The sequence below is a fragment of the Halomonas sp. CnH100-B genome (assembly GCF_024124605.1).
Classification (GTDB): domain Bacteria; phylum Pseudomonadota; class Gammaproteobacteria; order Pseudomonadales; family Halomonadaceae; genus Vreelandella.
The window spans coordinates 203,750-230,072 of the sequence record NZ_JAMXRX010000001.1 but is presented as its reverse complement, the minus strand read 5'-3'; the positions used below and the strand labels follow the sequence as shown (position 1 = coordinate 230,072).

At 58.3% G+C, this 26,323-nt stretch carries 23 protein-coding genes and 1 riboswitch; of the genes, 18 read left to right on the top strand and 5 right to left on the bottom strand.

Translation table 11 applies throughout. The features are described 5' to 3' along the window. Window positions 1-76 precede the first annotated feature (76 nt). Window positions 77-919, top strand: a complete 843-nt coding sequence (locus NH398_RS00930; protein WP_253015934.1) for a sulfurtransferase — start codon at window positions 77-79, stop codon at window positions 917-919. 10 nt (window positions 920-929) lie between these two features. Continuing rightward, on the top strand, window positions 930-1,772 hold the full coding sequence (gene asd, locus NH398_RS00925; RefSeq protein ID WP_253015932.1) for an archaetidylserine decarboxylase: 843 nt from the start codon (window positions 930-932) through the stop codon (window positions 1,770-1,772). Window positions 1,773-1,791: 19 nt separating this feature from the next. On the opposite strand, the gene epmA is transcribed toward asd, so the two are convergent. Beyond that, entirely contained in the window at window positions 1,792-2,772 is a 981-nt protein-coding gene (epmA, locus tag NH398_RS00920) for an EF-P lysine aminoacylase EpmA (RefSeq protein ID WP_253015930.1), read from the bottom strand. 99 nt (window positions 2,773-2,871) lie between these two features. Next, window positions 2,872-3,438 (bottom strand): elongation factor P, encoded by a 567-nt coding sequence (efp, locus tag NH398_RS00915; RefSeq protein ID WP_139527117.1) that lies wholly within the window; start codon window positions 3,436-3,438, stop codon window positions 2,872-2,874. A 128-nt stretch (window positions 3,439-3,566) separates the two neighbouring features. Between efp and epmB the strand changes: the two genes are divergently transcribed. The 10 genes from epmB (at window position 3,567) to atzF (ending at window position 16,430) form a co-directional block, all read left to right on the top strand. Beyond that, entirely contained in the window at window positions 3,567-4,589 is a 1,023-nt protein-coding gene (epmB, locus tag NH398_RS00910; protein WP_253015928.1) for an EF-P beta-lysylation protein EpmB, read from the top strand. Window positions 4,590-4,803: 214 nt separating this feature from the next. After that, window positions 4,804-4,922, top strand: a riboswitch (guanidine-I (ykkC/yxkD leader). Between the two features lie 57 nt (window positions 4,923-4,979). Then, the gene (locus NH398_RS00905; RefSeq protein WP_253015927.1) at window positions 4,980-6,056 is read left to right on the top strand and encodes a putative urea ABC transporter substrate-binding protein; all 1,077 of its coding nucleotides are present in this window, start codon (window positions 4,980-4,982) and stop codon (window positions 6,054-6,056) included. Between the two features lie 61 nt (window positions 6,057-6,117). Beyond that, window positions 6,118-6,945, top strand: coding sequence for an ABC transporter permease subunit (locus NH398_RS00900; RefSeq protein WP_253015925.1), 828 nt, complete (start codon window positions 6,118-6,120; stop codon window positions 6,943-6,945). Further along, window positions 6,942-7,736 carry an ABC transporter ATP-binding protein gene (locus NH398_RS00895; RefSeq protein ID WP_253015923.1) on the top strand — a complete coding sequence of 265 codons (795 nt, stop codon included), beginning with the start codon at window positions 6,942-6,944 and terminating at the stop codon, window positions 7,734-7,736. The genes NH398_RS00900 and NH398_RS00895 overlap by 4 nt, the downstream gene beginning before the upstream one ends. Beyond that, window positions 7,733-8,470 (top strand): urea amidolyase associated protein UAAP1, encoded by a 738-nt coding sequence (locus NH398_RS00890; RefSeq protein ID WP_253015921.1) that lies wholly within the window; start codon window positions 7,733-7,735, stop codon window positions 8,468-8,470. Before NH398_RS00895 ends, NH398_RS00890 begins: the two co-directional genes overlap by 4 nt. Before the next feature lie 10 nt (window positions 8,471-8,480). Continuing rightward, window positions 8,481-9,119 (top strand): urea amidolyase associated protein UAAP2, encoded by a 639-nt coding sequence (locus NH398_RS00885; protein ID WP_253015919.1) that lies wholly within the window; start codon window positions 8,481-8,483, stop codon window positions 9,117-9,119. Between the two features lie 75 nt (window positions 9,120-9,194). Continuing rightward, on the top strand, window positions 9,195-12,821 hold the full coding sequence (gene uca / locus NH398_RS00880) for an urea carboxylase (protein ID WP_253015917.1): 3,627 nt from the start codon (window positions 9,195-9,197) through the stop codon (window positions 12,819-12,821). Further along, on the top strand, window positions 12,818-13,882 hold the full coding sequence (locus tag NH398_RS00875) for a 2-oxoglutarate and iron-dependent oxygenase domain-containing protein (protein ID WP_253015915.1): 1,065 nt from the start codon (window positions 12,818-12,820) through the stop codon (window positions 13,880-13,882). Before uca ends, NH398_RS00875 begins: the two co-directional genes overlap by 4 nt. Beyond that, the gene (locus NH398_RS00870) at window positions 13,879-14,595 is read left to right on the top strand and encodes a hypothetical protein (RefSeq protein WP_253015914.1); all 717 of its coding nucleotides are present in this window, start codon (window positions 13,879-13,881) and stop codon (window positions 14,593-14,595) included. Before NH398_RS00875 ends, NH398_RS00870 begins: the two co-directional genes overlap by 4 nt. Window positions 14,596-14,609: 14 nt before the next feature. After that, window positions 14,610-16,430 carry an allophanate hydrolase gene (gene atzF / locus NH398_RS00865; RefSeq protein ID WP_253015912.1) on the top strand — a complete coding sequence of 607 codons (1,821 nt, stop codon included), beginning with the start codon at window positions 14,610-14,612 and terminating at the stop codon, window positions 16,428-16,430. Between the two features lie 50 nt (window positions 16,431-16,480). On the opposite strand, the gene NH398_RS00860 is transcribed toward atzF, so the two are convergent. From NH398_RS00860 to NH398_RS00850, 3 genes are read right to left on the bottom strand one after another with little or no spacing between them, the layout of a single operon-like run. Continuing rightward, a complete protein-coding gene (locus NH398_RS00860) occupies window positions 16,481-17,638 on the bottom strand; it encodes a hypothetical protein (RefSeq protein WP_253015910.1) in 1,158 nt (385 codons plus the stop codon). Further along, a complete protein-coding gene (leuA, locus tag NH398_RS00855; RefSeq protein ID WP_253015908.1) occupies window positions 17,639-19,345 on the bottom strand; it encodes a 2-isopropylmalate synthase in 1,707 nt (568 codons plus the stop codon). 16 nt (window positions 19,346-19,361) lie between these two features. Continuing rightward, entirely contained in the window at window positions 19,362-20,234 is an 873-nt protein-coding gene (locus NH398_RS00850) for an ion transporter (protein WP_253015906.1), read from the bottom strand. A gap of 160 nt (window positions 20,235-20,394) precedes the next feature. Here NH398_RS00850 and NH398_RS00845 point away from each other — a divergent pair, with 160 nt between their 5' ends. Genes NH398_RS00845 through NH398_RS00820 form a run of 6 tightly spaced genes read left to right on the top strand, consistent with a single transcriptional unit; the run spans window position 20,395 to window position 26,232 of the window. Continuing rightward, window positions 20,395-23,226 (top strand): monovalent cation/H+ antiporter subunit A, encoded by a 2,832-nt coding sequence (locus NH398_RS00845; protein ID WP_253015904.1) that lies wholly within the window; start codon window positions 20,395-20,397, stop codon window positions 23,224-23,226. Further along, window positions 23,226-23,558: a Na+/H+ antiporter subunit C gene (locus tag NH398_RS00840; protein ID WP_253015902.1), complete on the top strand. Its 333-nt coding sequence runs from the start codon at window positions 23,226-23,228 to the stop codon at window positions 23,556-23,558. The genes NH398_RS00845 and NH398_RS00840 overlap by 1 nt, the downstream gene beginning before the upstream one ends. After that, window positions 23,555-25,066 (top strand): monovalent cation/H+ antiporter subunit D, encoded by a 1,512-nt coding sequence (locus NH398_RS00835; protein WP_253015900.1) that lies wholly within the window; start codon window positions 23,555-23,557, stop codon window positions 25,064-25,066. The genes NH398_RS00840 and NH398_RS00835 overlap by 4 nt, the downstream gene beginning before the upstream one ends. Next, window positions 25,063-25,560 carry a Na+/H+ antiporter subunit E gene (locus NH398_RS00830; protein ID WP_159342614.1) on the top strand — a complete coding sequence of 166 codons (498 nt, stop codon included), beginning with the start codon at window positions 25,063-25,065 and terminating at the stop codon, window positions 25,558-25,560. The genes NH398_RS00835 and NH398_RS00830 overlap by 4 nt, the downstream gene beginning before the upstream one ends. Further along, the gene (locus tag NH398_RS00825) at window positions 25,554-25,823 is read left to right on the top strand and encodes a K+/H+ antiporter subunit F (RefSeq protein ID WP_066317677.1); all 270 of its coding nucleotides are present in this window, start codon (window positions 25,554-25,556) and stop codon (window positions 25,821-25,823) included. The genes NH398_RS00830 and NH398_RS00825 overlap by 7 nt, the downstream gene beginning before the upstream one ends. A gap of 22 nt (window positions 25,824-25,845) precedes the next feature. Continuing rightward, window positions 25,846-26,232, top strand: coding sequence for a Na+/H+ antiporter subunit G (locus tag NH398_RS00820; protein ID WP_159342615.1), 387 nt, complete (start codon window positions 25,846-25,848; stop codon window positions 26,230-26,232). The last annotated feature ends 91 nt before the right edge of the window (window positions 26,233-26,323 follow it).

Here is a 26,323-nt window from a genome sequence, read left to right as displayed (position 1 = left end):
CAAACCCGCAATGATCGGCGTGACATCGCCGTTACCTCGTTGCGGTTGTCTTATTATCAAGGACAGGGAGCCGGATATGAGCACCGCCAGCCACTCATCAGAACACAATCTATTGCCACTCATCGTCGAGCCGGAACAGCTGCAAGAGCACTTGCAGGCACCTGAACTGCTGATTATCGATGTGCCCGCCAATGGCGACAGCTACCGTCAGGGCCACGTTCCTGGCGCCATTTATCTGGATTTTCGCTACTTGATGCGCGGCGAAGGCCCGGTGCCTAATGACGTACCGTCGGTAGAGTTTCTGTCTCGATTATTCAGCGCGCTGGGCTTGACCCGCGACACACACGTGGTGGCCTACGACGACGAAGGCGGCGGCTGGGCAGCTCGCCTGCTCTGGACGCTGGAGCTGATCGGCCACACCCGCTACTCCTATCTGAATGGCGGCATTCACGCTTGGCGCGACGCCGGTCTGGAAGAGAGCACCGAACTCACCGCGCCACCCCCCAGCGAATACCACGCCGAGATTCTCAACCCCAGTGCCGCCATCACTTGTGATGAGATCAAAGAGAAGCTCGGCAACAAACAGTTTGCCATCTGGGACGCTCGCTCCAAAGCGGAGTACGACGGCGAACGCGGCAACAATAAACACCTGGGACACATCCCCGGTGCGGTGAACATGGATTGGCTAGACGCCATGGATCGCAGCCGCGCGCTGAGAATCCGCGACTACGCAGAGCTCATGACCGAACTCAATGCCCTAGGGCTCACCCCCGACATGGAAATTGCCACCCACTGCCAAAGCCACCACCGCAGCAGCTTTACCTGGTTGGTCGGCAAAGCGCTAGGCTTCACTATGCGCGGCTATGCGGGTTCCTGGGGTGAGTGGGGCAACCGCGACGATACACCCATCGAGAAATGAAGATATTACTGTGACTCTTTCCCAAAAAGCCTTTTCACTACTTCAATACCCACTGCCTCAGCACGCGCTGTCGCGCCTAACGGGTAAGTTCGCCCAGTGCGATAATCCCTGGGTGAAAAACACCCTCATCAAGGCATTCATCAGGCGCTTCAACGTGGACATGAGCCAGGCGCTAGAGCCAGACCCGACGGCCTATCCCACGTTCAACGACTTCTTTACTCGGGCGCTAAAAGCCGATGCGCGCCCACTGGGCGAAGGAGTGTTGAGCCCTGCCGATGGCACGCTCTCACAGTTTGGCCGCCTCACTACGGCGGGCACACTGGTACAGGCCAAGGGACATACGTTTTCCGCTCAAACGCTGTTAGGCGGCGACAAAGCGTTAGCCGATGAGTTTTTGAACGGCAGCTTCGGGACGGTTTATCTCTCGCCAAGGGATTACCACCGTGTGCATATGCCGGTGACCGGTACGCTGAGAGAGATGATCTACGTGCCAGGGCGGCTCTTTTCGGTCAACCAAGCCACCGCCAACTATGTGCCCGGTTTGTTCGCGCGCAACGAGCGCTTGGTCTGTATCTTCGACACCGAACACGGCCCCATGGCGATGGTACTGGTCGGCGCCATGATTGTGGCCGCCATCGAAACCGTCTGGTCTGGGCAGGTAACACCGCTATCGGGCCACCCTCAGCGTATGCGCTTCGGGCAGCCGATCGTGCTGGAGAAAGGTGCAGAGATGGGCCGTTTCAAACTCGGCTCCACCGTCGTGATGTGCTTCGCTAACCCCGTGGCGTTTGGCCATCATGCGCTCGGGGCGACAGTGCAAATGGGGCAGAGCCTCGCTACCCCAACGCCCTAAGGCAGGCTGGCCGCGTTCGTTAGCAGTTAGCCGTCGAAAACGCCAAGACCTCTTCCAGGCGCGCTTTACCCAGCGCTAATTGGATCAAACGATCCAGCCCCAGCGCCACGCCGGAAGAGGCTGGCAGCCCCTGCTCGAGCGCTGCCAGCAGATGAACATCGACATCCACCTCAGGGAGCCCCAACCGGCGACGCTCGGCATTATCGGCGTCGAAACGCTGGCGCTGCTCCTCGGCATCGGTCAGCTCGTCGTAGCCGTTGGCGAGCTCGATGCCGTTCAGATATAGCTCAAAGCGTGACGCCACCCATTCGCCGTCGGCATCCTGATGGCGTCGCGCCAGCGCCGCTTGGCTCGCTGGGTAGTCGACGACCACGCTAAGCTCCTGCTGCCCCAGCGTGGGCTCGATGACCATGCCCATCAGCAGATCCAAACAGGTATCTCGCCCCTCCTCGGCCAGCGCGTGGGCCGACATATTGCCTCGCTGCGCTGCTAGCGTTCGCAACGTGTCCAGCGACGTGGTGAACGGGTCTACCTCCAAGTGGCGATGAAAGAGTTCGCGATAGCGGTAGTGCACTACCGGGCCCGGTGGCTGCGGCAACACGTGCGCCACCAGCGCCGTTGTCTCCTCTATCAACTGCGCCAGCGTGAAACCAGGGCGGTACCACTCCAGCATGGTGAACTCGATATTGTGCCGCGCGCCCACTTCGCCATCACGAAAGCTTTTTGCCAGCTGAAAAATGGGACCGCTGTCCGCCGCCAGCAGTCGCTTCATATGAAACTCAGGCGAGGTTTGCAGCCATAGTTTGCGCTGACCTTTATCGGTGCGGGCAAGCGTCGCTAACGACACCAAATGCACGTCGGTACTGCCTCCTTGGCCGAGCACTGGCGTCTCCACTTCCCATATGTCCCGCGCGGCAAAAAAAGCGCGCACCGTGGCGATCAAGCGGGCGCGCTCGCGCAGGGTGCCCACCGTTGCCGTTGGCTGCCAGTTCAGTGTCATTCCCTTCTCCCTAACGACATAAAGCCACGCAACAGTATCGCGTGGCTTTATGAATGAAATGCTTAAGCGACTGGATCGGTCGCTTTTATCATCGCGCGATTAAGCGCGTGATACGTACTCACCAGAACGGGTGTCGATTTTCAGCACTTCACCCTGGTTGATGAACAGCGGTACGCGAACCACGGCACCCGAAGAGAGCGTGGCAGGCTTGGAGCCGCCCTGCGCCGTGTCGCCCTTCAAACCGGGGTCGGTTTCGACCACTTCCAACTCGATGAAGTTGGGCGGCGTGACCGAGATCGCCTTGTCGTTCCAAAGCGTGAGCGTATACGGCACCTGCTCTTTGAGCCATTTTTCGGTGTCACCGAGAGCCTTTTTCTCTACCGCATACTGCTCGAAAGAGCCGTCGGTCTTCATGAAGTGCCACATATCACCGTCGGTGTAGAGGTACTCCATCTCGAGGTCCATGACGTCAGCGCCTTCCAAGGAGTCACCCGACTTGAACGTGCGCTCACCCACACGACCAGTCATCAGGTTACGCAGCTTGACGCGGTTGAACGCCTGGCCCTTGCCCGGCTTCACCAGCTCGTTCTCGACGATCGAACAAGGATCGCCGTCGAGCATTACTTTTAAACCTGCTTTGAATTCGTTGGTAGAATAGTTCGCCATAATGCCTCTCAATGGTCTGTTTCAATCGTCTATTTCAGTATGGGCCGTGAGACACCCTACTCGCCCATCACGCTGCCAATCGCAGCGTCGTCGCTAAGTGCGCGCATGATAACCCGAAGGAGGGCTTTTTGCAGGAGAACATCATTATCGCTGCTCAGCAGGCCGCTGCCCAGACTCAGAGCGCCTGGCAGCGCCAGCTTTCCCAAGCCGTTCGCGACCCCGCCGTACTCTGCCAACGCCTGGGGTTGAGCCAAGCGTGGCTGGCGGGCGCGCAGGCCGGGCATGGGCTCTTCGAGATTTGCGTCCCTGACGCTTATCTGGCGCGCATTGTACCAAACGACCCCAATGATCCACTGCTACGCCAAATCTTACCAACGGGTGACGAAGCCGCCGCGCCGCCTGGCTACGTGACCGACCCGCTAGAAGAGGCCGACCATCGCCCTGTCAAAGGACTGATCCATAAGTATGCGAATCGTGTACTCCTGATTGCCAGCCCAGCCTGCGCGATCAACTGCCGCTACTGTTTTCGCCGCCACTTTCCTTATCACGAGAACTCCCCTTCACGCGCTCAGTGGCAGGAAGCGCTGGACTACCTGCGTGACGACACCACGATTCACGAGGCGATCCTATCCGGAGGCGACCCCCTTGCCGCCAGCGACCGGCAGTTGGCGTGGCTGGTCAAACAGTTAGAAAGCATTCCTCACCTGAAACGGCTGCGTATTCATACTCGCTTGCCCGTGGTCATTCCCGACCGCGTGGATGAAAGTTTGCTTGGCTGGCTGGGTAGCACCCGCTTACAAAAAGTCGTCGTGCTGCATATCAACCACGCCAACGAGATCGACCAAGCCGTGTTGGATGCCTGCACGCGCTTGAAACAGGCAGGCGTCACGCTGCTAAACCAGAGCGTTCTATTACGGGGCATCAACGACAGCGTCCCCACCCTCGCGGCCCTCTCGGAACGGCTGTTTGAAGCAGGCGTGCTGCCCTACTACCTGCACGTGCTCGACCCGGTCCAGGGCGCCGCGCACTTTGACGTGCCGGACAGTGAGGCGCAAGCGCTCATACAAGCGCTGCTGGAACACCTGCCCGGCTTTCTCATGCCGAGGCTGGTACGCGAAGTGCCAGGCAAGATGAGCAAAACGCCTTTGTAGCGTTACGCTATGGGTTTGTGTGATTGTGGTGCGTCGCGGTAAATCTGCGCACCACGATAAAGCATCGTGCGAGCACTCAACGTATAGAGAAGCATTAAAAACTTGATAACCCTTTAAAATAAAAAACCTTTTTCGATGGCGGCCAATATTTTGCTGTGTAGTTAAGTGTTACACATGGGGTATTGGCTGCCTTCGCTGCCACACAATCGAGTTTCCAATAGATCGCTAGGGTTCCGGCGCCATCAACGATATGCCCCCGATGGACGTGGCTGGTCCGAGAGCGATCGACCTTGCAAGCGCAAGGTTACACGGCGGGATAAAAGCCCGGGAGGATAAGGCACAGTGATGCGCCGATGCCCCTGAGTTTTTTCTTAGCCGCTGGAGGCTCTCATGACCCGTTCCAACCGCTCTGCCCTCAAAAGCCTGTCCCTCGCTCCGCTGACCGCGGCGCTACTAGCATCATCCTTGACGATCACACCTACCCAAGCGCAAGAACGCAGCGACTTCAGCGTCTGCTGGTCGATTTATGCTGGCTGGATGCCCTGGGCCTATGCCGATGTAGAAGGCGTGGTCGATAAGTGGGCCGACGAATACGGCATTAGTATCGATGTCGTGCAGGTGAATGATTATGTGGAATCCATCAATCAGTTCACTTCTGGCAACGTCGATGGGTGTGCCATGACCAACATGGATGCTCTAACGATTCCAGCGGCCAGCGGCGTCGACTCCACCGCACTGATTATCAACGATTACTCCAACGGCAATGATGGCATCGTGCTGAAAGGCAGCGATGACCTAACCGATATTGCGGGCCGTCAGGTCAATCTCGTTCAATTCAGCGTCTCCCACTACTTTCTGGCCCGCGCGCTTGAGAGCGTCGGGTTAACCGAGCGTGATATCGAAACGGTGAATACGTCCGATGCGGATATCGTCGGCCTGTTCGCGAGCGACACCACAGAAGCCGTCGCTGCCTGGAACCCCCAGTTAGGTGCCATCGAGGATATGGCGGATAGCAACGTGGTGTACACCTCGGCTGAGATCCCCGGCGAGATACTCGACATGATGGTCGTGAATACGCAAACCTTGGCGGATAACCCGGCACTGGGTCATGCCCTGGTAGGCGCTTGGTATGAAGTGATGGGACTCATCGAGGCAGATGATGAAAATGCGCTTGGCATCATGGCAGATGCCGCTGGCACTGATATTGACGGCTATCGTCAGCAACTTGCCGCCACCTACCTCTACACCGACCCCGCCGAAGCCATCGCGCTCATGGAAAGCCCGGAGCTACTCGACACCATGCAGCGAGTGGCTGAATTCAGCTTCCAGCACGGCCTACTAGGCGACATGGCACCAAACGCAGAAGTCGTCGGCATCGAGACACCCAGTGGCGTCTTCGGAGACGAGAGCAACGTGCAACTGCGCTTCGACCCCAGCTTTACCCAAGCTTACCTCGACGCTCAGTAACTAGCGCCATGGGAGTAGCCACGGCTGCTCCCTCTGCTTTTATCTTCGATGGACATCCGCCATGAAGCGACTCATTAATCTAGCCCCATCCCGAGGGAGCAGATGGCTGCTGGGACTGTTGCCTTTCCTGTTATTGGTCATGGTTTACCTGAGCCTTTCCAATGCCCGACTGGCCGAGAACCCTAATGATCGGCTACTGCCCACTCCGGCCACCATGGCAAGCTCGTTTTATCATTTGGCCACCGCAGAAAACGTACGCACAGGCCAAATCGTTCTATGGACAGACACTTTCGCCAGCTTGGAGCGAATTCTCATTGGCGTGGCGATCAGCGCTTTCATCGGCCTCGTAGTGGGTATTTTAAACGGCGGCATTCCGCTCATCCGCGCCAAACTCTCACCGCTGGTCACCGTCGCGTCGCTTATCCCTCCGATGGCGATACTTCCGATTCTATTCATCGCCTTTGGCACCGGTGAGGCCGCCAAGATCGCGTTGATCGTGATCGGGGTGACGCCGTTTCTGATTCGCGACCTGCAAGGCCACGCGCTGCGGCTTCCCGATGAACAGCTGATCAAAGCACAAACCCTGGGGGCCAGCTCCTGGCAGGTACTGCTGCGGGTGTTACTGCCTCAACTCACGCCGCGGCTACTGAATGCCACTCGCTTGGCACTCGGCAGCGCCTGGCTGTTTTTAATAGCTGCTGAAGCAATTGCCGCCCAAGAGGGGCTTGGTTACCGCATTTTTCTGGTTCGCCGCTACCTGTCGATGGACGTGATTCTGCCCTACGTGGCGTGGATTACGCTGCTGGCGTTCCTTCTTGACCAGATTCTCGCCTGGACATCGCGCCTTGCCTTTCCCTGGTACCACTCGGGCGAAGGAGACAAATCATGAGCCTACTGTCCGCCAAACGCCTAGAAAAGCACTACGGCCATCACGTCGTACTTGAAAATCTTAATTTCAGCGTCGAGCAAGGAGAATTTGTCACGCTGGTAGGCGCCTCTGGCTGCGGTAAAACCACGTTTTTAAAGATGCTGCTAGGCACCGAAGCCATTTCAAAAGGCAACCTTCTATTAGATGGCAAGCCCATTCCTAACGAACCCGGCCCAGACCGTGGCGTGGTGTTTCAGAAGTATTCCGTCTTCCCACACCTGACCGTGCTGGGCAACGTGATGATGGCCGATGAGCTGCATAGTGCCAAGCTGCTTGGAAAAAGTTTTGGCACTGCCAAACGTAGCGCCATTGAAAAAGCCAAAGCACGTATTGAAGAAGTGGGCCTAAGTCACGCGCTTAATAAGTATCCCCATGAGCTGTCCGGCGGCATGCAGCAACGTCTAGCCATCGCCCAGGCGCTCATGATGCGGCCACGCATGCTGTTGCTGGATGAGCCATTTGGTGCCCTGGACCCCGGCATTCGCCAGGACATGCACGAATTGATCACGCGACTTTGGCAAGAGCAGAAGCTCACCATCTTCATGATCACCCACGACCTAAAAGAGGCCTTTGAGCTGGGCACACGTCTATGGGTATTCGACAAAACCCGCCAAGACCCTCAAGCCCCAGAAGCCTATGGCGCCACCATTACCTACGATCTGCCCATTTCGAGAGACCGTCCAGCGACAGCCTTGACGGAAGCACTTCATCAGGGCGGTTTGAAAACCCACACTCAGGAGACGCTGCTATGACGAGCGCTGCCATGAATAGCGAACCGTACTACACCACCCATTTACCCGGCGGGCACCACTGGTCCCTTCGCCTACGTCGCGGCGCGACGCTAACCCTGACCGCCGAGCAAGCTGACACCAACGTAGGGCTACTCTGCTACAACCCAGAAAACCTGCTGGAGCGCTTAAACCTGCCGGACACCTTGAAGTGCCAGCACACGTTCAAACTGACCCAAGGCCACTGCCTTTACTCGGACATGGGCCGCATCTTTGCCTCGATCACGCATGATGATCTTGGCTGGCACGACAGCGTTGGCGGCAACCTGCTGCCCCAACACCTGCTGGCCAAAGGCTGGCAGCCAGTGAGCTACCAGCAGGCCCACAATGACTGGACGCGCACCGGCTTCGACGCCTTCCTGGTCGAACTCGCCAAGTATGGGCTTGGCCGCCGAGACATGGCTGCCAATCTCAACCTGTTCTCTCGCGTCGAGAGCGATGACGAAGGCAAGCTGCACTATGTCAGCAACCACTGCCAGCCGGGCAACAGCGTCACGCTGCGCTTCGAGATGGATACCCTCGTGTTGTTGCATACCTGCCCTCACCCGCTGGACCCTGCCACTGACTACCCGCGCCGTGGCGTCGATATCGCGTTAGGTACGGCTGAGCCACCGACAGAGAACGATCCTTGCTACCGCTCACGGCCAGAAAACGCCCGTGGCTTTGCCAATAACCGCCTATACCACCTCGGCCTTTAAGGGGAAAACCATGATTATCGAGAGTACCTTACGCCCCGAAAACGCGCTTAGCCGCACTACCGTTAATGCGGGCGATCACTATATTGGCACCGTGAAGCAGGGCCAAACCTTGCGGATTTTAGACCTGGAAGGCAATCAAGCGGCTGACACGCTGTTCTTCAGCGCCGACGACACCGCCGAGCGCTACAGCGCCATGGATACCGTTCGCGAACAGGGAGCGGTCTATCTCACCGCAGGCTCCAAGCTGATCTCCAGCGAAGGCCGCACGATGCTTACCCTCACCGCCGACACCTGCGGCCGCCACGACACCCTAGGCGGCGCCTGCGCCAGCGAAAGCAACACCGTGCGCTACGACCTGGAAAAGCGCCATATGCACTCCTGCCGGGATAACTGGATGCAGGCCATCGCCAACCATCCAGAGTATGGCCTGACCAAGCGGGACATCACCCACAACATCAATTTCTTTATGAACGTGCCGGTCACCGCCGACGGCGGGCTGACGTTTGAAGACGGTATCTCCGCACCGGGCAAGTATGTGGAAATGGTCGCAGAAATGGATGTCATCGTGCTGATATCCAACTGCCCTCAGCTCAACAACCCCTGCAACGGCTACAACCCCACGCCCATCGAGCTACTGATTTGGGGTTAAGTAATTCGCCCTAGGGACGACCCTAGAAGGCCAAACAACCTGCGGGACGACCCGCCTTTGTTTGCAGGCAGTGCCATGTCCATCCATAAAACGTTTAGCAAAGTCCTGATTGCCAATCGCGGCGCGATTGCCGCCCGTATTCTACGCACGCTTAAAGCTTTAGGTGTGGGGAGCGTGGTGGTGTACGCCGATGCCGACCGCGACGCCCCTTATGTGCATCAAGCCGATGAGGCCTACTCACTCGGTGAGGGGGCGGCCAGCGATACCTACCTGAACATCGACAAACTGATCGCTATCGCCCAACAAAGCGGCGCCCAGGCCATCCATCCTGGCTACGGTTTCCTCTCGGAAAACACTCGCTTTATTACCGCCTGCGATGCCGCCGGGCTCGTCTTTCTAGGCCCCACCGCCGAGCAGATACAGCAGTTTGGCCTCAAGCACGAAGCCCGCGCACTCGCCGAAAAGGCAGGCGTACCGCTGGTGCCAGGATCACAGCTGCTGGAGACCCTCGAAGACGCTAAGCAAGCCGCCGAACGAATTGGCTACCCGGTCATGCTGAAATCCACTGCGGGTGGCGGTGGCATCGGCATGCAGGTCTGCCACTCTCACACGGAGCTGGCACGCGCCTTTGAGTCAGTGAAAGGCCTTGGCGAGCGCAACTTTGGCGATGGCGGTGTCTTCCTGGAAGCCTATATCGCACGTGCCCGCCATCTGGAAGTACAGCTGTTTGGCGATGGCCAGGGCAATGTTATCGCCCTCGGTGAACGCGACTGCTCTACCCAGCGCCGCCATCAAAAAGTACTGGAAGAGTGCCCGGCCCCGAATCTCCCCAAAGCCGTGCGCCAATCACTGCACGCCACGGCGGTGCAACTAGGCAAAGCGGTCAACTACCGCAGCGCGGGAACCGTCGAGTTCATTTACGACGCCGAACGTGAAGCTTTCTATTTTCTGGAGGTTAATACTCGCCTACAGGTGGAGCACGGCGTCACCGAGCTGGTCTACGGCGTCGATATCGTCGAATGGATGGTAAAGCTCGGCGCAGGAGAGCTCCCTCGCCTGGAAACACTTGCCCAGACGCTCTCTCCCACTGGTCACGCCGTACAGGCACGTCTGTACGCCGAAGACCCCGCTCACGATTTTCGCCCCAGCGCCGGGCTACTGACGGAAGTCATCTTTCCTGAAGCCAGCGGCCTGCGCATCGACCACGCCATTGAGGCAGGCCTGGAAGTGTCACCGCTATTTGACCCCATGCTAGCCAAAGTGATGGTCCATGCCGAAAGCCGCGAGCAGTCGACGGCACAGCTGGCGGATACGCTGGACAACGCCAGCGTTTATGGCATTGCCACCAACCGTAGCTGGCTTGCCCACGTGCTGCGTGCCGAACGCTTTCAGCAGGCGGATATCGACACCCACTGGCTTACCACCCTGGCGTGGGCACCTCCCGCCATGGAAGTGATCGCCCCTGGCACGCTCACCACAATTCAGGACTTTCCCGGTCGCCAGGGTCACTGGGATGTGGGTGTGCCGCCTTCCGGCCCGTTTGACGACTGGTCGTTTCGCCTTGGCAATCGCCTACTCGACAATCCCACGGATGCCGCTGGCCTAGAAATTACCCTCCAGGGCCCCACGCTTCACTTCCACCGGGCCACCCAGGTCGTGCTAGCAGGCGCCGAGTTGCCCACCTCGCTGGATGGCAACCCCATTAATCACTGGGAAGTCATTGATGTGCCGGCCGGTGCCACGCTTACGTTAGGCAAGGCCACCGCTGGGGCACGCGCTTATCTTCTAGTGCGCGGCGGCATTGAATGCCCTCGCTATCTGGGCTCTCGCAGCACCTTCACTCTAGGCCAGTTTGGCGGCCATGGCGGGCGGGCACTGCGCAGCGGCGATATGCTGGAGCTGCCCACGCTGATGCCTGCGCCCTCACGCACGCTGGATAACGCGCTAGCCCCCTCCATTGGCAACGGTTCCGAAAGCGTGACGGAAATTGCCGTGCTTTATGGCCCTCACGGCGCGCCAGACTTTTTCACTGATAGCGATATCGAACGCTTCTTCGACCACGAGTGGGAAGTGCACTACAACTCCAGCCGCACCGGTGTACGGCTGATTGGCCCACGCCCAGAGTGGGCACGGGCGGATGGCGGTGAAGCAGGACTCCACCCTTCCAACATTCACGATAACGCCTACGCCTTTGGCACTATCGACTTTACCGGCGACATGCCGGTCATTCTTGGACCGGACGGCCCGTCACTGGGTGGCTTTGTCTGCCCGGCTACCGTGGTGCGCGCTGAACGCTGGAAGCTGGGACAACTCACCGCTGGTGACAAGGTCCGCTTTGTCCCGGTAACCCTCACCACCGCCCGCGCCTTAGAAGAGCGACAACTCACTCAACTCGCGTCACTAGCACCTATCCCCAATGTTGCGTTAACCACAGAGCGGGCTAGCCCGATTCTACGAGATGTACCTGCCTCTGAGGCCGGTGAGCGGGTCGTGTACCGCCGTGCCGGAGATGACTTCCTGCTGATCGAATTTGGCCCCATGGAACTGGATATCGCCCTCCGGTTCCGGGTTCACGCCTGGATGCTATGGCTGCGTGAACATCCGCTTGCAGGGCTTCGAGAGCTAACGCCCGGTATACGTTCGCTGCAAGTGCATTTCGAACCGCTGGAGCTGAGCCTTGACGAGCTGTTTGCCCACCTACAAAAAGCCGAGCAGGCGCTGGTAGATGTGGAATCACTGGAAGTGGAGTCCCGGGTCGTGCATCTACCGCTCTCCTGGGATGACCCCGCCTGCCAGGAAGCTATCGACAAGTATCAGCGCAGCGTACGCCCAGATGCTCCCTGGTGCCCCAGTAATTTAGATTTTATTCGTCGCATCAACGCCCTTGAAAGCGAACAGCAAGTGCGCGATATCGTCTTCAACGCCCGTTATCTGGTGATGGGCTTAGGGGATGTGTATTTGGGAGCGCCCGTCGCGACACCCCTCGACCCGCGCCAACGCTTGGTCACCACCAAATACAACCCCGCCCGTACCTGGACGGCGGAAAACTCGGTGGGTATTGGCGGCGCCTACTTATGCGTTTATGGCATGGAAGGCCCCGGCGGCTACCAGTTCGTTGGCCGCACGCTGCAAATGTGGAACCGTTACCGCACCACACAGCACTTCAATAACCCTTGGCTGCTGCGCTTTTTTGATCAACTTCGCTTTTATGAAGTCAGCCACGAAGAGCTACAGCAAATTCGCCGTGACTTTCCCCACGGGCGCTTCGAGCTGCCTATTGAAACGGCCCGCTTCAAACTGGCCGACTACCAAGCCGATATTGATAAAAACGCCGACGCCATCGAGGCATTTCGCACTAAGCGCGAGGCCGCCTTCCAGGCAGAAATGGCAGCCTGGCGCGCCAACGGCCAGTTCACCTTTGAAGACCAAGCACCAGCTAGCGCAGAAGTCGACACTCTGGACGAAGATGAACTGGGTATCGAAAGCCCAGTGACCGGTAGCCTGTGGAAACTGCTGGTTAAGGAGGGGGAGCAGGTAGACGCCGGTCAGCCGGTGGCGCTGGTGGAGTCGATGAAAATGGAGGTAGAGGTCACGGCCCACTGCGCTGGGCGTGTTGCTAGGCTGCCGCTTGCCGAAGGTGCAGCCATTGGACCCGGCCAGCCTCTGGTGGTGCTCACCCAAGAAGAGGAGGCTGACGCATGAATACGCCTGCCGCAGACCAACGCTTAGCAGCCTTTCAGGAGATCCCCATTATCGACATTCATCCCCTGCTGCACGGGGATGAACAGGCACGCCGCGAGGTCGCCGCTGAGCTGGGCCGCGCCGCCCGAGACGTGGGCTTTTTCCAGATGGTGGGCCATGGTATTGGTGGTTCACTGCGCGAAGGCCTGATTCATCAGGCCAAGCGTTTCTTTGCTCAGTCTGAAGCGATCAAAATGGAGCGCTACATCGGCCTCTGCCATCACCATCGCGGCTATGTGCCGCCCGGCGAAGAATCGCCAGACCCAGCCAAGCCCGACATGAAAGAGGCTTTCGACCTCGCTTTCGAGCTACCTAGCGATGACCCGGACGTGCTGGCCGGAATGCCGCTGCTTGGCCCTAACCCCTGGCCTAACCTTGATGGTTTCAAGGAGCCAGTGGCCGCTTATTACGACGCGGCGTACCACGTCGGGCGCGCACTGATGGGCGGCTTTGCTATGGCGCTGGGGCTGGCTCCCCAGCAACTGCTTCAGCACGTCAATAAGCCGCCCAGTCAGCTGCGCCTGATCCATTACCCTTATAATCCTAATGCTGAGGATGCCCAAGGCATCGGCGCCCACACTGACTACGAGTGCTTTACCCTGCTACTGCCTACCGCGCCAGGGCTTGAGGTGATGAATGGGAAAGGCGAGTGGATCGATGTACCTTTCAAGGAGGGCGCGTTGATCGTCAATATTGGCGATATGCTTGAGATCTGGAGTAATGGCGAATTTGTTGCCACCTCCCATCGGGTACGTAAAGTGAAAGAGGAGCGTTACTCGTTCCCCCTGTTCTTCGCCTGTGACTACCACACCGTGGTCGAACCGCTCCCCGAGCTGGTCGCTCGCCACGGACAAGCCCGGTACTCAGCACTAAAAGCAGGCGACCACCTCTTCGCCCAAACCATCCAAACCTTCCGCTACCTGCGCGAGCGCTTGGCGAAGGGTGAAATTGCGCTCCCCGAAGGTGCCCGGGAAGTGGGTAGTCTGGGCCAGCATGGTAAGCATAAGGAAGACCCCTTATGAACGTCGGCTTACCTGCCACACCTCAAGCATTTCGTGGCGTATGGCAGCGCACGCTCTACGATGAGCCCGCTAAAGCACCCTACCAACAGACCGACACCACTACTCAGGTTTATTGGCTTCAGGGCAAGCACTGGCATGCCGACCTGCGCCTGCCTGCAGACTCGCCTGACTTTTCAGGCATCACTGGTTTAGACGACTGCAACCGCCGCCAGCTTGAATGGCTGGCGAGACTCACTGCTTTTGCAGGTATTACCCAAATCGATAGTGAGCTAGGGGTATGCACCTGGCATCGCTATCAGGATCTATGCCCTAGCCTGGAAAAGGATGTAGGGCTACTGCGCTGGATTGACGGCACCATTTTAGAAGAGCGACATCCGCACGATCAGTACGTTGAGCACTGGCAACAGCTTTCCAACGATGCCGTTGAAGACGTAATTCAAGACGCGCAGGGCAATCTGCGCTGGCTGCAAATCGGCGACCACGCTATGGCAATCACACCTCGCCCTGGGGCAGATAGTGCAGACGCACTATTCGCCCCAATCAATAGCTTAACTGACAGCGCTCTTCGCTGGCGCGCCAGCCTATGCTTTGACTACTTAGAGCGTAGCCAAGACGGTTGGCGGGTAGTGCTATCTACCCAGCCGTGGCGGAAGGGAGTGATTTATGACAGTGCAGCAAACCGACTTAATTCTTCTTTAGTGAAACCGATTTAATTAAGGAATTTATTATGACGCTTCCTATTGCACTCGATATTGCCAGCCTGCATGCAGCCTACCGTAGCGGCAAACTCACCCCTTCTGATCTTATCAGTCAGCTGTTGGCAGTGGCCAAAAACCACGGTAAAGAGCCCGCCTGGATTACCCGCTTAAGTCGCGAGCAGTTGGCGCCCTATTTACAGCGCCTAGAAGGTGAGTCACCGGAAACCCTGCCGCTTTACGGCATTCCCTTTGCGCTGAAAGACAACATCGACCTCGCAGGGATACCCACCACTGCGGGCAGCCCGGCCTATGCTTACACGCCCTCGGAAAGCGCCTTTGTAGTGCAGCAGTTGATCGATGCGGGCGCGATTCCCATGGGTAAAACCAATCTGGATCAATTCGCCACCGGGCTGGTAGGCGAGCGGGCGCTGGAAGTTTATGGCACCCCCGCCAATGCCTTCGACCCAACGCTGGTGCCCGGCGGCTCCAGCAGCGGCTCCGCAGTGGTGACAGCCGCCGGCATGGTCAGCTTTGCACTGGGCACCGATACGGCAGGCTCTGGCCGCGTGCCTGCATGCTTTCATAACTTATACGGAGTTAAACCGAGCTTGGGGCTGCTTAGCACCCGGGGCGTGGTACCCGCTTGCGCCACACTGGATACCATTAGCCTGTTTGCGCTGACCGCTGACGATGCCGCAAAGGTGCTGGATATTACCGCAGCCTATGATGCCGAGTGCGCTTGGTCGCGCCAGCATGACTTTGCCGTACACGGCAAACGCTACGGAAAAGCGCCCGCTACGTTTCGCTTTGGAGTGCCACTGGAATCCCAGTGGCAAACCGATGCGGCCTATACCCAAGGCATGCACCATGCAATTGCTGAGCTTGAAGCACTGGGCGGTGAAAAGGTCGAGCTGGACTGTTCGCCGTTACTGGCTGCTGCGCGCTTACTTTATGAAGGCCCCTGGGTGGCCGAACGCTACCATGTTATTCGTGAGCTAATGAAGAGCAACCCGGATGCGGTACACCCGGTGACTTTCCAAATCACCCAGGGTGGGGCAACGCCGCTGGCAGTAGACGCCTTTGATGCGCGCTATAAACTCGCTGAATATAAGCGCCAGGCCGACGCACTCATTAGCCAGGTGGATGTGATGCTCACGCCTACAACGGTGACTCACCCAAGCAAGGCCGAGGTGGCAGCGGACCCTATCGGTGTTAACTCCCGCCTGGGTACCTGGACCAACTTTATGAACCTGCTCGACTATAGCGCCCTGGCGGTGCCAGTGGGATTTAGCGAGCGCGACCTACCGGTAGGCGTCACGCTGTTTGGGCCAGTATTTGCAGACTTAACGCTACTCTCCCTCGTCCGCGCCCTTGAAGCGCGCCTAATGCTACCGCTAGGCGCAACCAGCATTCCACACCCGCCTTTAGAGGAACTACCCGCTCCTGCCCAGGATGGCAGCATGGAGCTGGTGGTGTGCGGTGCGCACTTAAAAGGCCTGCCACTTAACCATCAGCTCACACAGCGGGGTGGCGTATTGGTGAGCACCACCCACAGCGCCCCGCGCTATAAGCTCTTTGCTCTGGCAGGTGGGCCTCCAAAGCGCCCGGCGATGCTTCGCGACGACACCGGCCAAGCCATTGAAGTAGAAGTTTGGCGTTTGCCTATCGAAACCCTGGGCAGCTTTTTAGCGGGCATTCCTGCCCCGCTCGGCTTAGGCCAGGTGGAGCTTGCCGACGGCAGTTGGAAGTGTGGCTTTATCTGCACCGCGGGGGCGCTAAATGAAGGCGGTGAAGCTGAAGACATCACCGAATTTGGCGGCTGGCGGGGGTGGTTGGCAAGTCAATCTTAACGCTGATATACAAGGCCTATGCACATGTAAAACATTGCGTATGGGCTTCTTTACACAAGCTCCTTCGCTTGCTCTTGAGTTCGATTGCCAAGCGAACGATTAGCGGCTTTAAAACATACCCGCATCAGTGGCATCAACAGCCACAAAAGTGGTGTAAGTAGCCAGCGATAAATAAAGCGCGCAATGAACATTACCGGTAATAGCACAATTAACCAGACAAGAAACTGCCCGAGCCACGTTGGCCAGCCTAGCCAGTGAGATAGATGGGTGCCCAGTGCGCTGACCAAGCTGGGATGGCGAATGACCACATAAGCCGTGGCGGCGACCGCTGCAACTTTGGCCATGCGCGGTAGCGTTGCAAAGCGCCCACTCATGGCTACGACCCCTTGACGCACACCCGTGCGAGCGGCCTGCGCCTCGACGCCACCCACACGAGCCGTACGAGCGGCTCTTCCAGCGCGGAGTACCTTCACAGTACTGGCCATTACCAGCAGATCAACACCCGCCCAGCCCAGATCGCTTGCGCCTATTGCCTCGCCACGCCGCCACTGGCTTTCCAGATCACGTAGGCCGCTAGTAAAAAAGTCGCCTACGCCGGAAACCAAGCGTTCGCCCTGCAGCCACGCTACGTTGCCTTCGTCATCCACGACAAACTGGTTGAGCAGCCCATGGCCGTTGCTGTCGAGTAACGCAATCCCCATCTGGCCACGCCGCAAAGGGGTTAGCTCGGCCATGGCCGCCTCTACGTCTGCGTCCCCCAGCTGATCATTATCCGATGGCTCATCGCTCCACCAGCGGCTGACTTGCTGATAGCGCTCCCCTATCCAGTGCTGGGCACGCAGCGTCGTCACGTCGTGGTCGCGGAAGTAGCTGATAGGCAGCACGGCATCCGCTCCGAAGCGCACCAGCACCTGTTGGAATTGGGGCGATAACCCATAATCGAGAAGCGTGCTTCGAGCGATATCACCGTGACGCAACATCGCCAACGCGGCGCTCATCCATAGCGCTTGCTCAGACGCATAGTGAAGAAACAGTGCGTTGATCTCAGCAGACTCTTCTTGAAGCGTGGGCTCAAGAGCGGGCAGTGCCCGCTCTACTTCCAAGCGTACCAACGTCTCTTCAAACGGATCATCGGAGGCCGTCAGCGAGAGCAGCCCCGCCAGGGCCATGGCGACTAATACGATGAACAGCCAAGGCCGTTTGAGCATTTACCCTAACGACTCCGCCGTCACATTGGCCGCCGCAGGCTGCGTCGAATAGTGGCGATTGATCGCACTCAGCACGCCTTTCATGGAGGCGCTAGTGATGCTTTCATCGGTACCTACGCCAAATACGGCTTTGCCATCAATGCGTACTTCCACGTACGCGATCGCTTCGGCATCCGCCCCTTGGCCGCGGGAGTGTTCATGATAGTCAATGATTTCGACCTCTTGGCCGCTCGCCACCAGCGCCTTGATGAACGCGGCCAGCGGGCCGTTGCCTTCACCGGTCAGGGTTTGCCGCTGGCCGCCGTTTTCGACAATGGCCTCTAGCGCGACTTTTGGGCTATCTGGCTCGGAGGAAAGACGGTGATTCACCAGTGCCAGCGGTGACCGCTGCTCTAAATACTCATCGGCAAAGGCTTGGTAGATCATTTGTGAGGTGATCTCTTTACCGGTGCGGTCCGCCACTTCCTGCACCACTTGGCTGAACTCAATGGAGAGCCGGCGGGGCAGCTCGATACCATGCTCCTGCTCTAACAGGTAAGAGATGCCGCCTTTGCCTGACTGGCTGTTCACGCGGATAACCGCTTCGTAGCTGCGACCTACGTCCAGCGGGTCGATGGGTAAGTAGGGAACGTCCCACGGCGCTTCTGGATGGGCGCGACGGTCGGCCATGCCTTTTTTGATGGCATCCTGATGAGAGCCTGAGAACGCAGTAAAGACCAAATCGCCCACATATGGATGGCGCGGGTGAACGGGCAGCTGATTGCAGTACTCGGCTTCGCGCATGATCGGGGTGATATTGGAGAAATCAAGCTGAGGATTCACCCCTTGGGTATACATGTTCATCGCCAGCGTGACGATATCCACGTTGCCAGTACGCTCGCCGTTGCCAAATAGCGTGCCCTCGACGCGGTCGGCTCCTGCCATCAACGTGAGTTCGGCCGCCGCGACGCCAGTGCCGCGGTCGTTGTGCGGATGAACGCTGACGATCAAGGTATCGCGCTTTTTGACATGGCGGCAGAACCACTCGATCTGGTCGGCGTAGTTGTTGGGCGTAGCGACTTCGACCGTGGCGGGCAGGTTGACGATCATTTTGTTGTCGACGCTGGGGCCAAAAGTGTCCATCACCGCTTCGACGATCTCGACCGCGAACTCCATCTCCGTGGTGGTGAATAGCTCAGGAGAGTACTGGAAGGTCCAGTTCGTTTCCGGGTTGGCCGCCATCAAATCGCGAATCTGCGCGGTGGCATCCACGGCAATTTGGATACACTCGGTTTTATCCACGTTGAACACCACCCGGCGGAACATCGGGTCGGTGGCGTTATAAACGTGCACGATGGCGTTCTTGACGCCTTTCAGCGCTTCGAAGGTGCGCTCAATCAGGTGCGGACGCGCTTGGGTCAGCACTTGAATGGTCACGTCTTCGGGAATCTTGTTTTGCTCGATCAGCGAGCGAACGAAATCAAAATCGGTCTGCGATGCAGAGGGAAAGCCCACCTCGATCTCTTTGAATCCGATCTTCAACAGCATGTCGAACAGGCGCTGTTTGCGCTCTTGATCCATCGGGTCAATCAGCGACTGGTTGCCGTCGCGCAGATCCACGCTGCACCAGATGGGCGGCGTGTCGATACGTTGGCTTGGCCACTGTCGATCAGGCAGATCCACGGCCACGAAGGGGCGATACTTCTTGGAGGGGTCGGACAGCATCATAGCGGCGCTCCTATCGTTAATCGGTTGTAGAAGAATCGGAAGGGCGATGAGAGGAAACAGAAGGCCCTTGTCGCTCCGCCAGGGCGGCTTCCATGCGATCGAGCTGTGCTTTCAACGCGTGGACATCGCCACGCAGCGCCTGCAGCTGCGCCGGATCGCCCTCCTCGTCATCGGCATCGAGCTGTGCGCTCTCTTTTTGCATTACGTCCAACACGATGCCAATCATCATGTTAAGAAAAATGAATGCCGTGAGAAAAATGAACGTCAGGTAGTACACCCAGCTCCAGGCATACTCCTCTTGCGTGGCGTACATCACGTCCGTCCAGTCCTCGAACGTCGCGATACGAAACAGCGTCAACATGGCAATGGAGATGTTGCCCCACAAAAACTCATCCACGTTGTGGAAGAGAAAGCTGCCCAACGCCGCGTAGATATAAAAGATGATAAACATGAGCAGCACCACGTAGCCCATGCGGGGAATCGATTTGACCAACGCGCCCAGCAGCATCTGTAGTTCGGGAATCATCGACACCAAGCGCAGCACACGGAAAATTCGCAGCAGCCGCGCTAACAGCACCATCTCCGAGTCATCCATGGGAATCAGGCTGGCGGTGACGATCAAGAAGTCAAAAACGTTCCAGCCCTTCTTAAAAAAGCTGACTAAGTTGCGCTCTGCTGCCATTCTGATCAAAATCTCGACCAGGAAGAACACCGTGACGGCCACATCGAGGTAGAGCAACCACTGCTCGATACGAGTGGTTTCTTCGTAGGTTTTCGCGCCAATGACCAGCGCCGAGATCACGATGATGGAAATGACCAGCCCTTCGAACAGCTTGTTGCTACGCAGCTTTTCAAAGCGGGATTGCCAAGTATTGAAGGGTTCACTCATGGAACAAGGAGTCTCTCAACGGTTAACGTCAACACTTTATACTAAAATCACACACCTTCCATACAAGTGATATCCTGTTGTTTCACTTGATGTATCTTCGCCTCCAGGGCAACCCTCGTTGCTCTGGCGATTTTTTTGATTTTTTGCGCTGGATGACCTCATGACACTGCTGTGGATCGCCTTACTGCCATTACTGGGCGTACTGGTGCCGGCACTGACTGCCCAACGCGGCCGCACTTGGTGCTCGCTCGCCACGGGCATATTGCCAGCAACGGCACTGCTACTCACGCTACTGCAAATTCCTGCTTTGCTGGAGGGCGAGGCGCTGCGTTTTGCGGCCGACTGGATGCCCACCCTCGGCCTGGAGCTTGCGTTTCGTCTCGATGGCCTGTCGCTGCTCTTCAACCTGCTCATTCTGGGCATTGGGCTATTGATCCTATTGTATGCCCATTTTTACTTGGCAAGCGATGAGCCTTTCGGACGTTTTTACGCTTTCCTGATGCTGTTCATGGCATCGATGGTGGGCATTTCCATGTCCGACAACCTCATCCTGCTCTGGCTGTTTTGGGAGCTGACCAGTCTCTCCTCCTTCCTACTGATTGGCTTTTGGTCCTATCGCAGCGATGCCCGCAAAGGCGCGCGCATGGCGCTGACCGTAACCGGCGCAGGGGGGCTAGCGCTTCTTGCAGGCTTACTGCTGCTGGGCGACATGGCCGGTAGCTACCGCATGGATGACGTGCTGGCCAGCGGCGCGACCATCGTGACGGATCCACGCTACCCACTGATGCTGGGGCTTGTGCTGCTGGGCGCGTTCACCAAATCCGCGCAGTTCCCCTTCCAGTTCTGGCTCCCCCACGCCATGGCAGCCCCTACGCCCGTTTCTGCCTACCTGCACTCGGCCACTATGGTAAAAGCGGGTATTTTCTTAATGGCGCGGTTGCACCCCGCCATTGCGGATAGCGCATTGTGGAGCGTGGTCGTGCCGCTGGTAGGTACCATCACGCTGCTTTACGGCGCGTGGTTTGCGCTGTTCAAAACCGACTTGAAAGGCATTCTGGCGTTTTCGACCGTCAGCCATTTGGGGTTGATCACCGTCCTGCTGGGCATTGGCAGCCCCATGGCCGTGTTGGCCGCGCTGTTCCATATCCTGAACCACGCCACCTTCAAAGCAGCGCTGTTCATGAGCGCGGGCATCATCGACCATGAAACCGGCACCCGAGAGCTGAAGCAGCTTGGCGGACTCAGAAAAGCGATGCCGGTCACCGCGCTGCTCACCACCTTGGCCGCCGCCGCCATGGCGGGGGTACCGCTGTTTAACGGTTTCCTCTCGAAAGAGATGTTCTTTACCGAAACGCTCGCTACTCCGGTACTCGGCGGTCTGAGCTGGGTGCTGCCCGCACTGGCAACGCTGGGCGGCATTCTCTCCGTCGCGTACTCGCTGCGGCTGGTTCATGCGGTGTTCTATAAGCCGGCCCGCGAGCAAACGCCTAAATCCCCCCACGAGCCGCCCCACCTGATGCGCTTGCCCGTGGAACTGCTGGTGACGCTCTGCGTGCTGGTGGGGCTATCCCCCGCCTTTTTCGCGACAGGCATTCTAGAGCTAGCCACCCAAGCCGTTTTGGGCGAACCGTTGTCGTTCCACCTCGCCATCTGGCACGGCGTGAATTTGCCGCTGATGATGAGCTTGCTGGCCTTTGCCGCAGGCATTGCCATGTACTGGCGTCATGCCGATCTGCGCCGTTTCGTGCAGCCCTTCGCCAGTGTGGATGCGCGCCGCGTGTTCGAACGGCTGATCATCACCGTGGGTTACCGCGCCGAGCAGATCATTACCAAGCTGGAAGGTAACTCCTTACAGCGCTATATGGGATGGTTACTGGGCGCCGCCCTGCTGATGGGACTGATCGGCCTTGCCGGTATTCAAGAATTGACCGGTAGCAAAGGCAATCAGCCCATCGACGGCGTGGTGCTGCTAGGCGCAGGCATGCTCATTTTTGGTGGGGTTGCCACCGCAGCGACTCACCGCTACCGCTTGATTTCACTGTTGATGCTGTCAGTGGTCGGCCTGTTCGTAGCGCTCACTTTTGCGCGTTTTTCGGCCCCGGATCTCGCCTTGACCCAGCTTTCGGTGGAAGTCGTCACGATGATTCTGCTGATGCTGGCATTGTTCTTCTTGCCGCAAAAAACCCCTACCGAATCGAGCCCGATGCGTAACGTGCGCGATATTCTGCTGGCCGGTGCGCTGGGGCTGGTGGTCGCTAGCTTGAACTACGCGGTGATGACCCGCGAAACGCTCTCGATCTCCAACTTCTTCGTCGAGAACAGCAAACCCGGTGGCGGCGGCTACAACGTGGTCAACGTGATTCTGGTCGACTTCCGTGGCTTCGATACCCTGGGCGAAATTACCGTCCTGGCCATTGCGGGTCTCGCGATCTTCAAGCTGCTCAACCGCTTGCGTCTGTTCATGCCCCACAGCGACGGCGAAGGCCGTGTTTGGTCACCGGATCGCTACCCGGCCATTCTGACCTCCATCTCGATGACGCTGCTGCCACTGGCGCTGCTGGTGTCCGCCTTCATCTTCCTACGCGGTCATAACCAGCCCGGCGGTGGCTTCATTGCCGGTTTGATTACCGCTGTTGCTTTGATTCTGCTGTACATGGCGCGGGGCGTTGAGTGGGCGCAAGAGCGCCTGAATTTCCCCTTCCAGCCGGTCGCCGTGGTGGGTGTGGCCATTGCCACGCTCACCGGCCTAGGCAGCTGGCTGTTGGGTTACCCCTTCCTGACCTCGTCGTTTGGGTATTTCAGCCTGCCGCTGATTGGCACCTTCGAGCTTGCCACGGCCCTGCTGTTTGACTTGGGTGTGTACCTCGCGGTGGTGGGAGCCACGCTGATGATTCTGGCCAACCTGGGTAAGGTGACGACACCGCACCGCCCGGTGACCGACCCGAAAACGTCAGACACCCACGACACGCCGAATGAAAAGGAATCCCACTAATGGAAATGCTCTATGCCATTACCACGGGTATCTTAACCTCTTGCGGCCTTTACCTGACGCTACGGGGACGAACGTTCCCGGTCGTCGTGGGCCTGACACTGCTCTCGTATGCGGTCAACCTGTTCCTGTTCTCCATGGGCGGGCTGACGACGGATGGTGCCGCGCTGGTGAACGAAGACTCACAGTTCGCCGACCCGCTGCCCCAGGCGCTGGTTCTCACCGCTATCGTCATCGGCTTTGCCATGACGGCGTTCGTCGTCATTCTTGCCATGCGGGCGCGCAGCGAAGTGGGTAACGACCACGTGGATGGTAAAAAGGAAGACCGCGAATGATTCAACATCTAATTGTGTTGCCCGTGGTACTACCGCTGGTCGCGGGTATTTTATTGCTCTACCAGCGCCAGGGGCTGGTGCACTACAAGCGCGCTGTGAGCGTTATTGCCACCCTGCTTCTGTTGCTGGTGTCGATTGCCCTGGTGCGCCAAGCCGCCAGCGGTGAGATCACCTATTACGCCCTAGGCGACTGGCAGCCACCGTTTGGCGTCGTGCTGGTGCTCGACCGCCTCTCCGCGCTGATGGTGCTGCTCACGTCCCTTCTAGCCGTGGGCGCCGTGGTGTTTGCCTGCGGTGGAGACGACGAAAAAGGCAGCAACTTCCACGGCCTGTTTCAGTGGCAGTTGCTCGGTATCAACGGTGCGTTTTTGACCGGCGACTTGTTCAACCTGTTCGTCTTTTTCGAAGTGCTGTTGTTGGCCTCCTACGCGCTGCTGTTGCACGGTGGCGGCAAGGCGCGCATTCAGGCCAGCGTGCACTATGTGGTGCTTAACCTGGCAGGTTCGTCGCTATTTTTGATTGCAGTGGGCATTCTGTATGGGGCCACCGGCACGCTCAATATGGCGGATATGGGCGATAAGCTCGCTAGCCTGCCCGCCGAGCGTGAGGGCTTAGTGACCGCAGGTGCGCTGATGCTGCTGGTCGTCTTTGGCCTCAAAGCTGCCATTTTACCGCTCTATTTCTGGCTCCCCCGCGCTTATGCCGCGGCCCCTGCCCCGGTGGCGGCGCTGTTTGCGATCATGACCAAGGTGGGCATCTACGCCATTCTGCGGGTCTATTCGCTGATTTTTGGCGAGCAGGCTGGCGGACTTGTGGCGCTTGAGCAGCCTTGGGTGTGGTGGCTAGCGCTAGCCACCTTGGCCGCTGCTGGCGTGGGCGTGATGGCCGCTCGCGACCTGCGCCTGCTGGTGGCCTACTTGGTGCTGATTTCGGTCGGCACGCTGCTGGCGGGCGTCGGCATGCGCTCCGTAGAGGCCACCTCCGCTCTGCTTTACTATCTCATCCATACCACGCTAGTCACCGGTGGCCTGTTCCTGCTGGCTGAGATGATTGGTCTGCAGCGCGGCAAGCCAGGTACACGCATCGTTAAAGGGCGCCCGCTGGTACAGGGCAACGCCCTGGCGATCACCTTTTTCATCGGTGCGATTGCCGTGGTGGGTATGCCGCCACTGTCAGGTGCGCTGGGTAAAGCGATGGTATTGGTGGCAGCAGAAGGCACGCAGCGCGTGTGGCTGTGGCCACTGCTGCTACTTGCCAGCCTAGCCTCGCTCATCGCACTCTCCCGCGCGGGCTCTACGCTGTTTTGGCGCAGCCACCGGGGTAGCCCAAGCGGTAGTCCGCTATCCCGTTACCAGTGGTTCGGCATGCTCTGGCTACTCAGCGCTGCGCCTTTACTGGTGGCGTTCGCCGGGCCGGTGAGCAGCTATACCCAAGCCACCGGCGAGCAGCTCGCTAACCCGCAACAACTGATCGAAACGCTGCTGCCCGATGCAGGAGAGACGCCATGATTACCCCTCGCAAATGGCTGCCCACCCCGGTGCTGTCGATACTGCTGCTATTGGTATGGCTGCTGCTGGTGCGCAGCTACGCCTTTGGCCAGTTCGTGCTGGGCGGGGCGCTGGCTATTCTGATCCCTTTGTTAACCCACCGTTTTTGGGATGCCCGACCACGCATCAGCAAGCCCATGATGCTGCTTCGCTTTGGCCTGCGGGTGCTGGGCGATATCGTCACCGCCAACTTCGAGGTGGCGTACCTGATCGCCAACCCATGGCGCAAGCTCAAGCCACACTTCATTGAGTATCCGCTGATGCTGGAGGAGCGGTTTACCATCACGCTGCTGGCCAGCACGATCAGCCTGACCCCCGGCACCGTTTCGGCCAACCTGCGGATGGATGGCAAATCCCTGCTGATTCATGCGTTGAACGTGGACGATGAAGAAGCGCTCATTGAGCAAATACGCGAACGCTACGAACGGCCGCTCAAGGAGATCTACGAATGCTGAGTATTGCGCTCTACATCACCTTAGCGCTGGTGGTGATGGCCCTGCTGATGAACCTCTACCGCCTGACGATTGGCCCTGATCTTCCTGATCGGGTTCTGGCGCTGGACACCATGTACGTCAACTCCATCGCGCTGATCGTACTGCTCGGCTTGTGGCTCAACAGCAAGACCTATTTCGAGTCGGCCCTGTTGATCGCCATGCTTGGCTTCATCAGTACGGTGGCCGTATGCAAATACATCCTGCGCGGAGATATTATCGAATGAACATGATCGATGAGGTGGCGTTATGCCCTTTCTAGTTGAAGCGCTAATCTCTTTATTGCTACTGGCAGGCGGGGTCTTCGTATTCATCGGCTCGCTTGGCATGGCGCACCTGCGAGACTTCTACATGCGCCTGCACGGCCCTACCAAAGCCACCACGCTGGGCATTGGCTGCATGTTGATTGCCTCCATGGGCTACTTCTGGAGCGTCGATGGCAAGCCGGATATCCAGGAGCTGCTGATTACGCTGTTCCTGTTTATCACCGCGCCCGTCAGCGCCCACCTGCTGGCCAAAACCGGCTTGCACCTGCAGTTGAAGCACACTCAAAAGACCCAGGGCAAACCAATCGAGTTACGCTCTGAAGAGGTCGGCGACAAACCGGTGCCTCACCCTGACAAAGGGCACGGTTAAACACTGTCAATCACGCTTCAAGCGCTGGCAACCGCCAGCGCTTTTTTATGAGCGACCCACCTAAACCGCTGACCATACAGCGAACGCGCGG